A 9,208-nucleotide genomic window follows, 5' to 3' on the forward strand; every position below is an offset into this window, starting at 1 on the left:
CCCGGCTACCAGTTGTAGAACCCGCCCTCGGGGCCCAGCATCCGCTCCAGCCGAGTGCGGTTGATGCGGGCCAGCTCGTTGCGAACCACCTTGCGTTCGGTGTCCACATCGTTGTGCAGGCGGTAGGTGATGCTGTCGAGCACCTCGGTCGGATCGCAGTTGGGCGTGCACATGACGAACCCGAAACCGAACCGGTCACGATAGCGGACCAAGGCGTCGTCGAACTGCGCAGTCACGTCGGGCAGATCGGGCCAGCGGCACCCGATCAGCGGGTAGGCCTGTAGCACGGCGTCGATGGAATCCTCGCCCAGGCTGAACAGCAGTTCGTCGGCCTTCTGGAACAGGCTCTCGTGGTCGGCGTACGGACGCGACCGGGCCAGGTCGGCGGACACCAGCACGCTGTAACAGCATTCGTAGACCGCGTGCACCGCGCGCCGCAACGGCAATGCGTTGTACGCGTCAAGCCCCATGCCCTGATGCATCAACACACGACCATCATCGAAGGCGCAGGGTACGGGGGTATTACCCCGTGTTACAGGGACGCTAAATCAGTGGCCCTGCGCCTTGAACCGCTCGATCGACCGCTGCAACTCGGCCTCGGCCTCCTCGCGGCCGGCCCAGTCGGCAGCCTTGACGAATTTGCCCGGCTCGAGATCCTTGTAGTGCACGAAGAAGTGCTTGATGGCGTCGAGTTCGAACTGCGAAACGTCGCCGACGTCCTGGATGTGGTCCCAGCGCGGATCACCGGCCGGGACGCACAGCAGCTTGTCGTCGCCGCCTGCCTCGTCGGTCATCTTGAACATCGCGACCGGCCGAGCTTCGACGATGCAGCCGGGGAACACCGATTCGGTCAGCAGCACCAGCGCGTCCAGCGGGTCGCCGTCCTCGCCGAGGGTGTTCTCGAAGAAGCCGTAGTCGGCGGGGTAACCCATCGGCGTGAAGAGGTAGCGGTCGAGCTTGACCCGGCCCGTCTCGTGGTCAACTTCGTACTTGTTGCGTGAACCCTTCGGGATCTCGATGACGACGTCGAACTCCACCGTCGTGGCTCCTTCGCATCTGCGGTTGAGGCTTGGGTCGTCGGGCGACGACGCGGGTCAACCCTAATCCAGCGATAGGCTGGCGCAGCGGGGTGCCTGGTCCCCGTCGATGAATGAGCAGGAGAACTATGCGGCCCACTCGGTGGCGGCGTTCCACCCACGTGGCGGTGGGCGTCGTGGTTCTGGCGCTGGTTGCCGCCGTGGTTGCTGTCGCTGCCATCCTGACGGGGCGGCAATCCAGCGATGCCGCGGCGGCCAAACCTGCCCCGCCGGCGGCCACCGCCAGCCCCGAGATCACCCCGGTCGACATGTCGGCGCCGACCCCCACCGTCGGTGGGCTGGCCGCCGCGTTGGCGCCCGCCCTGGCCAACCCCGACCTCGGCGAGATCACCGGCCGCGTGACGGACGCCGCCACGGGGGCGCAGCTGTGGGAGCAGGATGCCGACACCCCGATGCAACCCGCGTCGGTCAACAAGGTGCTCACCACGGCAGCGGCGCTGCTCACGCTCGACCGTGGGGCGCGGCTGACCACCACCGTCGTGGCCTCCGACCAACAGCCCGGTCTGGTGGTGCTCAAAGGCGGCGGCGACACCACGCTGTCCGACGCCCCGGCCGGTACCGACACCTGGTACAAGGGCGCTGCCCGGATCAGCGACCTGGCCGATCAGATCCGGCAGAGCGGGGTGCGGGTCACTGCGGTCGCGGTGGACACCAGTGCCTACACGGGGCCGACGATGGCTCCGGGCTGGGATCCCTCCGATATCGGCGGCGGCGACATCGCGCCGATGGAACCCGTGATGCTCGACTGCGGTCGCATCCAGCCGGCCACCGTCGATTCCCGACGCACCACCACCCCGGCTCTGGAGGCAGGCAAGGCGCTGGCCGTCGCACTCAAGGTCGATCCCTCCACCGTGACGGTGTCGGCAACCCGGCTCGCGCAGTTCGGCGGCAGGCAGATCGCGCAGGTGCAGTCGGCCCCGCTGATCGAGCGGCTGCGCCAGATGATGAACGAGTCGGACAACGTGATGGCCGAATCCATCGCGCGCGAGGTCGCCGAGCAGCTGAATCACTCGCAGAGCTTCGACGGCGGCGTCCAATCCGTGCTCGGGCAGCTGCAGAGTGTCGGCATCGACACCAGCGGCGCCAAGCTCGTCGACTCCAGCGGATTGTCGGTGTTCGACCGGCTGACCGCGAGGACACTCGACGGCGTGGTCACCGCGGCCTCGGGCACCACCGAACCCAAGCTGCGTCCACTGGTCGACCTCCTCCCGGTGGCCGGTGGCAGCGGCACGCTGTCCAACCGCTACCTCGACACCGAATCCGGCCGGGCGGCAGCCGGTTGGCTGCGGGCCAAGACCGGTTCACTGACCGGCACCAACGCTCTGGCCGGGATCGTCACCGACGCCAGCGGCCGGGTGCTGACGTTCGCACTGCTGTCCAACAACGCCGGAGCGACCGGCCGCACGGCCATCGACGCGGTGGCGGCCGTGCTGCGCTCATGCGGGTGCGGCGCATGAGCCGCCCCTCCGCGCTGACCGCTGGCCGTGCCGTCGACTGGGAGTTCGCCGCGACGGTCGGCGCCAAGCTGGCCCGGCCGGCCCCGGCGTTCACCGATTACACGCGCAAGATCGCGATCGACCAGCTCTACGAGAGCGCTCGGGCCGCCGAGATGCCGGTGCGCGAGGTGACGGGACTCAACGAAGGTGCGGAGGTACCGGAGGCCCGCGTCGTCGACCGTCCCGACTGGATCCGGGCGGCCACCCGTTCGATGCGGGTGATGACGGGCGGCGCCGATGACAGTGAACACAAGCCTGGGTTCATCACGGGGCGGGTCACCGGCGCGCAGACCGGCGCGGTGCTGGCGTTCATCTCGTCGGGCATTCTCGGCCAGTACGACCCGTTCGCTCCCGATGGCGGTGAACTGCTGCTGGTGTACCCCAACGTGATCGCCGTGGAACGCGAATTGCGGGTCACCCCAGCGGATTTCCGGCTGTGGGTGTGCCTGCATGAGGTCACGCACCGCGTGCAGTTCCGGGCCAACCCGTGGCTGGCCACGCACATGTCCGAGGCATTGGCCGTGCTGACCCAGGATGCCGGCGACGACGTCGCCGCGGTCGCGGGACGGCTGGCCACCTACGTCCGCAACCAACGCAACGGCGTTGCGCCCGAACCGGGTTCGACGGGCGTGCTCGGCCTCGTGCGGGCCGTACAGGCCGAACCGCAGCGCAAGGCGCTCGACCAGTTGCTGGTGCTCGGCACGCTGCTGGAGGGCCATGCCGACCACGTCATGGACGCCGTCGGACCGGCGGTGGTGCCGTCGGTCAACATCATCCGGCGCCGGTTCGACGAGCGCAGACAACGCAAACAGCCGCCCGTGCAGCGGTTGGTGCGGGCGCTGCTCGGTTTCGACGCCAAGCTCAGCCAGTACACGCGCGGCAAGGCCTTCGTCGACCATGTGGTGGCCGCGGTCGGTATGGCCCGGTTCAACACCGTCTGGTCGAACGCTGAAACCTTGCCGATGCCAACAGAAATCGACGAACCGCAGCGATGGATCGATCGGGTGCTGTAGCTGCGCTGCGGCGTGCGGTGGCGACGGTCGGTGCGCAGATCGACGGCGACCACTGGTGTGTTGCGCTCTCCGGTGGACCGGACTCGTTGGCGCTCACCGCGATTGCGGTGGCGCAGCGGCCAACGACCGCGCTGATCGTCGACCACGGCCTGCAGGCCGGTTCCCGCGAAGTGGCCGAGGCCGCGCGCGAACAAGCAGTGCAATTGGGTTGTGTTGCAGCGCAGGTGCTTTCGGTCAACGTGGGCGCTGCGGGTGGACCCGAGGCGGCAGCCAGGACCGCGCGCTACGCGGCGCTCGATGCCGCCCGCGCCGATGCGCCGGTGCTGCTCGGCCACACTCTCGACGATCAAGCAGAGACGGTGCTGCTGGGGCTGGGCCGGGGATCGGGGCCACGGTCGATCGCCGGGATGCGGCCACACGATCCGCCGTGGCATCGGCCGCTGCTGGAGGTTCGCCGCGCGCTGACCCACGCGGCATGCGACGAACTCGGGCTCACGCCGTGGCGCGACCCGCACAACACCGATGCGCGGTTCACGCGGTCGCGGTTGCGCCACGAGGTCATGCCGGTTCTCGAGGATGTGCTGGGCGGGGGAGTGGCCGAAGCGCTCGGCCGGACGGCCCGCGCGTTGCGCGAAGACTCCGACGCGCTCGACGAACTGTCCCGGCACGCCCTCGACGACGCGGCCACCGGCGACGGCGGCCTAGACACCGCCCGGCTGGCAGCGCTGCCCGACGCGCTGCGCCGCCGGGTCATCCGAGGATGGCTCATGTCAGGCGGGGCCAGCGGGCTCACCGACACCCAGATCCGCGCGGCGAACCGGTTGGTCACGGCGTGGCGCGGGCAGGGTGGTGTGGCTGTGGGCTCGGCGTTGCGCCGTCAAAGGTTGATCGCCGGCCGCCACGGCGGGGTGCTGAGGCTCCACATCGAACCCGTGTAGCTAGGCTGTTCCCCGTGGCCGTCGACTCTGCCGAACTGTATGCAGGAGACATCAAATCGGTGCTGTTGTCCGAGGAGCAGATCCGGACCCGCACTGCCGAACTGGCCGAGATGATCGCCGAGGAGTATCGCGACAACCTGGGCAGCGACGACCTGCTGCTGGTGACGGTGCTCAAGGGCGCGGTCATGTTCGTCACCGATCTGGCCCGCTCCATCCCGCTGCCCACCCAGCTGGAGTTCATGGCGGTCAGCTCGTACGGCTCGTCCACCTCGTCGTCGGGTGTGGTGCGCATCCTCAAGGACCTCGACCGCGACATCAACGATCGTGACGTGCTGATCGTCGAGGACATCATCGACTCCGGGCTCACGCTGTCATGGCTGCTGCGCAACCTGGCCACGCGCCATCCGCGCTCGCTGCGGGTGTGCACGCTGCTGCGCAAACCTGAAGCCGTCAAGACCGAGCTCGACGTCGCCTATGTGGGCTTCGACATTCCCAACGAGTTCGTCGTCGGGTACGGGCTGGACTTCGCCGAGCGCTACCGTGACCTGCCCTATATCGGCACCCTCGAACCGAAGGTGTACGAGCAGACCTAACCGGCGCAGAATCGCACGCATGGCCGACACCAGCACCGCCCTGCGGATCTGCCCCTTCTGTGAGGCCACCTGTGGCCTGACCCTGACCATTTCCGACGGTCGGGTGACCGGTGCCCGCGGTGACCGCGATGACGTGTTCAGTGCCGGGTTCATCTGTCCGAAGGGTGCGAGCTTCGCGCAGCTGGACAACGATCCGGACCGGTTGACGCGCCCGCTGGTGCGCCGCGACGGCGTGCTGACCGAGACCACCTGGGACGACGCGTACGCCGTCGTCGCCGAGCGGCTCGGCGCGGTGATCGGCGAGCACGGCGGATCCTCTGTCGGGGTGTACCTCGGCAACCCCAACGCGCACACCATCGCGGGCAGCCTCTACGCGCCGCTGATCATCCGGGGCCTGGGCACCCGGCAGGTGTTCAGCGCGAGCACGCTGGATCAGATGCCCAAACACGTGTCGCTGGGCCTGATGTTCGGCAGCCCGGTCGCGTTCACCGTGCCCGATCTCGACCGCACCGACTATCTCGTCATCATCGGCGCCAATCCGCTGGTGTCCAACGGCAGCCTGGCGACGGCAGCCGACTTCCCCGGCAAGCTGCGGGCATTGCGCAACCGCAGCGGCACGCTCGTCGTCATCGACCCGGCCCGCACCCGCACGGCCGAACTCGCCGACCGTCACCTCGCGCCGCGGCCCGGCACCGACGCCGCGCTGCTGTTCGCGATCGTGCACGTGCTGTTCGACGAGGACCTCGTCGATCTCGGTGACATCGCCGAGCACGTCACCGGTGTCGAAGAGGTCCGCGTCCTGGCCGACGAATTCTCACCGGAGGCCGTCGAGCAGGCCTGCGGCGTGCCCGCGGCGGAGATCCGCGCGCTGGCACGCGAACTCGCGGCAGCCCCGACCGCGGCGGTCTACGGCCGGATCGGCACGTCCACGGTCGAATTCGGCACGATCGGCAGCTGGCTCGTCGACGTCATCAACATCCTCACCGGCAACCTCGACCGGCCGGGCGGCGCGATGTTCCCGCTCGGCGCGACGGCTCCGGCGCCACGCCCGGCGAAACCGGGCCGCGGGTTCAAGACCGGGCGCTGGGTCAGCCGCGTCTCGGGTTACCCGGAAGCACTGTCGGAGCTGCCGGCTGCTGCGCTCGCCGAGGAAATCGACACCGCCGGCGATGGCCAGATCAAGGCGATGATCACCGTCGCGGGCAACCCCGTGCTCTCCGCGCCGGACGGCGACCGACTCGAAAAAGCCTTGGCCAGTGTGGAATTCATGCTGTCCGTCGACCCCTACCTCAACGAGACCACGCGGCACGCCGACGTCATCCTGCCGCCGCCACCCCCGGCGCAGAGCGCCCACTTCGACGTCGCACTCAACAACCTCGCCGTGCGCAACAACGTGCGCTACTCGTCGCCGGTGCTGCCGCTCGACGGGCGGCCCTCCGAGCCCGAGATCCTGTCCCGGCTCGCGCTCATCTTGTATGGCCTTGGGGCGCAAGCAGATCCGGGTATCGTCGACGCGCAGGTGATCGCGACGACGCTCGCGAAGGAGACCGCAGACCCTGATTCACCGGTGGCGGGGCGAGACGTCGACGAGCTCACCGCGATGCTGCACCCCGGCCCGGGCTATGAACGCCGTCTCGACATGATGTTGCGGCTCGGGCCCTACGGCGACGCGTTCGGCGCCAAGCCCGACGGGCTGACGCTGGAACAGCTCAAGGCCAATCCGCACGGCATCGACCTCGGACCGCTGCGTCCGCGCATCCCCGAAGTGTTGCGAACCCCAAGTGGGCGAATCGAACTCGCTCCGGAGCCCATCGTCGCCGACGTAGCCCGGTTGCGCGATGCGCTGCACCGCACGGCCGGCGGGTTCCTGCTGATCGGACGGCGCCACCTGCGGTCCAACAACAGCTGGATGCACAACCTGCCTGCGTTGTCCGGCGGATCCAACCGGTGCACATTGCAGATCCATCCAGACGACGCAGCTGATCTCGGGCTCACCGACTTCGCCATCGTCAAGGGTCCGGGCGGTGAGCTGCTGGCCCCCATCGAGGTGACAGACGGCATGCGGCGCGGTGTGGTCTCACTGCCGCACGGCTGGAGTGCGGACCGCGGCGTCAACGTCAACCAGCTCAACGACGGCACGCATCTGGATCCGCTGTCGGGTACCGCCGTGCTCAACGGGATCCCCGTCGACATCGCGCCGGTCGCCGGCTGAGCCGGCAATCCAGCTCAGGCTGAGTCAGGTCAGCTCCCAGATCACCGTCACGCTGAAGTTGACGGTCTGCTGGCCCGGTTCCACCGGTACCGAGTCCAGCGCCATGCGTGGCATCGGCGCGGGCGTCGGCGGTGTGGTGCCGGACTGCTCGGAGATCGAGATGACCTTGCCCAGGGTGAGCCCGGACAGTTGGGCGTACTGCTCGGCGCGGCTCTTGGCGTCGTTGAACGCCTGTGCGCGAGCATCTTTGACCAGCTGGGAATCGTCCTCGATCGAGTAGCTCACCGAGTTGATTCGGGTGGCGTCCCCGCCCGTGTTCGCGATGAGCGCCAGCAGCTGTGATGCCGCGGTGATGTCGCGGATCTTGACGTCGATGGCGTTGCTGGCCCGGTACGCGATGGTCGTGCCGTCGGCGTTGGTCTGCGGCTGCACGCTGACATGCGTGGTGCTGATGTCCTTGCGGTCCACCTTGTTGCCCACCAGCGCGTCGATCACGGCCTGCTGGCGCTGGCTCGACTGGCTGAGCGCGGCGGTGACGTCCCCCGAGACGAACTCCATCGCCACGTTGGCAGTCAGGGTGTCGGGCGTGCCTTGCACCTTGCCAGAGCCGATCACGGTGACCTGGCGGGTGTCGGGTGAGCCGCTGCGGGCGTCGGGTCCGGACTTGGCGTCGCATGCCGACACCCCGGTGATGAGCAGAGCCGCCAGCACGGCGACGAGAGCACGGGTTCGCAACTTCGCATTCGCGGCGATCGCCATGCCACGGGACCCTACCGGCACGCGTGCGATGTTGACATCCACATAGTTGGGTCAAAACGATGTTGCCGGCAACATAGGGCGAGGTCGCAGCTCTGCTGACACTCGATGCATGACCTCACCGCTCACCCGCGACATCATCGATCCCGCCACCGGCGCGGTGATCAGCACTCTGCCCGAACATGGACCCTCCGACGTCGACGCTGCCGTCGCCCGTGCGAAGGCCGCGTTCGACTCCGGCCCGTGGCCGGCCATGTCCCGCAGCGCCCGCGCCCGGCTGCTGCTGCGCATCGCCGACGCCATCGAGCAGCACTCCGAAGAGCTCTACCGACTGGAGACCCGTAACAACGGCAGGCCGATCACCGAGACCAGGGCTCAGCTGTCCCGCGTCCCGGAGTGGTTCCGCTACAACGCAGGCCTGCTCGCCGCGCAGCGGTACGCGGTGCTGCCGGGCGACGGGCCCTACCTGACGTATCAGCAGCGACTGCCGCTCGGCGTGTGCGGCATCATCACGCCGTTCAACCACCCGATGCTGATCTTGGCCCGCAGCCTGTCCGCTGCCCTGGCCAACGGCAACACCGCGGTGGTCAAACCCTCAGAGCTCACCCCGCTCACCACGCTGGAGCTGATGCGGATCATGACCGACGCGGGGCTGCCCGACGGCGTGGTCACCGTGGTCACCGGTGGTCGTGACGCAGGAATCCGGCTCACCGAGCATCCCGACATCGCCAAGATCACGCTGACCGGCGGCACCGAGGCGGGCCGATCCGCTGCGCTGGCCACCGCGTCACGCTTCGCCCGGGTCACGGCCGAACTCGGCGGCAAGACCCCCGTCATCGTGTTCGACGACGTCGATCCCGTCGTCGCGGCGGAAGGTGCCGCGTTCGCATCGTTTGTCGCGGCCGGTCAGTCCTGTGTGGCCGGGTCGCGATACTTGGTGCACCGCAACATCTATGACGACTTCGTCACCGCGCTTGCCAAACGGGCCTGCGCCATCAGGATCGGGGACCCGGCCGATGCCGACACCCAACTGATATGTAGAGAATTCTGTCAAGTGGGCATGGGGAGGCGCCGTCGAGGAGCGACCCCGACGGCGCCTCGTT

9 protein-coding genes are annotated in these 9,208 nt (G+C 68.5%); 6 read left to right on the forward strand and 3 right to left on the reverse strand.

Translation table 11 applies throughout. The annotated features are described in order from the left end of the window. Positions 1 to 5: 5 nt before the first annotated feature. A complete protein-coding gene (locus BST13_RS36355; protein ID WP_083170802.1) occupies positions 6 to 488 on the reverse strand; it encodes a 2-oxo-4-hydroxy-4-carboxy-5-ureidoimidazoline decarboxylase in 483 nt (160 codons plus the stop codon). A 60-nt stretch (positions 489 to 548) separates the two neighbouring features. Beyond that, a complete protein-coding gene (locus BST13_RS36360) occupies positions 549 to 1,037 on the reverse strand; it encodes an inorganic diphosphatase (protein ID WP_083170803.1) in 489 nt (162 codons plus the stop codon). 128 nt (positions 1,038 to 1,165) lie between these two features. On the opposite strand from BST13_RS36360, the gene dacB reads away from it, so the two are divergent. From dacB to BST13_RS36385, 5 genes are read left to right on the forward strand one after another with little or no spacing between them, the layout of a single operon-like run. Next, the gene (gene dacB / locus BST13_RS36365) at positions 1,166 to 2,554 is read left to right on the forward strand and encodes a D-alanyl-D-alanine carboxypeptidase/D-alanyl-D-alanine endopeptidase (RefSeq protein ID WP_083170804.1); all 1,389 of its coding nucleotides are present in this window, start codon (positions 1,166 to 1,168) and stop codon (positions 2,552 to 2,554) included. Continuing rightward, on the forward strand, positions 2,551 to 3,606 hold the full coding sequence (locus tag BST13_RS36370; protein WP_083170811.1) for a zinc-dependent metalloprotease: 1,056 nt from the start codon (positions 2,551 to 2,553) through the stop codon (positions 3,604 to 3,606). Before dacB ends, BST13_RS36370 begins: the two co-directional genes overlap by 4 nt. Continuing rightward, complete coding sequence (gene tilS / locus BST13_RS36375; RefSeq protein WP_083170805.1) at positions 3,585 to 4,544, forward strand: tRNA lysidine(34) synthetase TilS; 960 nt, start codon at positions 3,585 to 3,587, stop codon at positions 4,542 to 4,544. Before BST13_RS36370 ends, tilS begins: the two co-directional genes overlap by 22 nt. A 5-nt stretch (positions 4,545 to 4,549) precedes the next feature. Continuing rightward, on the forward strand, positions 4,550 to 5,137 hold the full coding sequence (hpt, locus tag BST13_RS36380) for a hypoxanthine phosphoribosyltransferase (RefSeq protein WP_425437104.1): 588 nt from the start codon (positions 4,550 to 4,552) through the stop codon (positions 5,135 to 5,137). Between the two features lie 19 nt (positions 5,138 to 5,156). Continuing rightward, positions 5,157 to 7,349, forward strand: coding sequence for a molybdopterin-dependent oxidoreductase (locus tag BST13_RS36385; protein ID WP_083170806.1), 2,193 nt, complete (start codon positions 5,157 to 5,159; stop codon positions 7,347 to 7,349). A gap of 24 nt (positions 7,350 to 7,373) precedes the next feature. On the opposite strand, the gene BST13_RS36390 is transcribed toward BST13_RS36385, so the two are convergent. Beyond that, on the reverse strand, positions 7,374 to 8,108 hold the full coding sequence (locus tag BST13_RS36390) for an SIMPL domain-containing protein (RefSeq protein WP_083170812.1): 735 nt from the start codon (positions 8,106 to 8,108) through the stop codon (positions 7,374 to 7,376). Positions 8,109 to 8,217: 109 nt separating this feature from the next. Here BST13_RS36390 and BST13_RS36395 point away from each other — a divergent pair. Continuing rightward, on the forward strand, positions 8,218 to 9,208 hold a 991-nt coding region (locus tag BST13_RS36395), incomplete at its 3' end, for an aldehyde dehydrogenase family protein (protein ID WP_142282938.1).

The sequence above is a fragment of the Mycobacterium aquaticum genome (genome assembly GCF_002086485.1).
Classification (GTDB): Bacteria; Actinomycetota; Actinomycetes; order Mycobacteriales; family Mycobacteriaceae; genus Mycobacterium; species Mycobacterium aquaticum.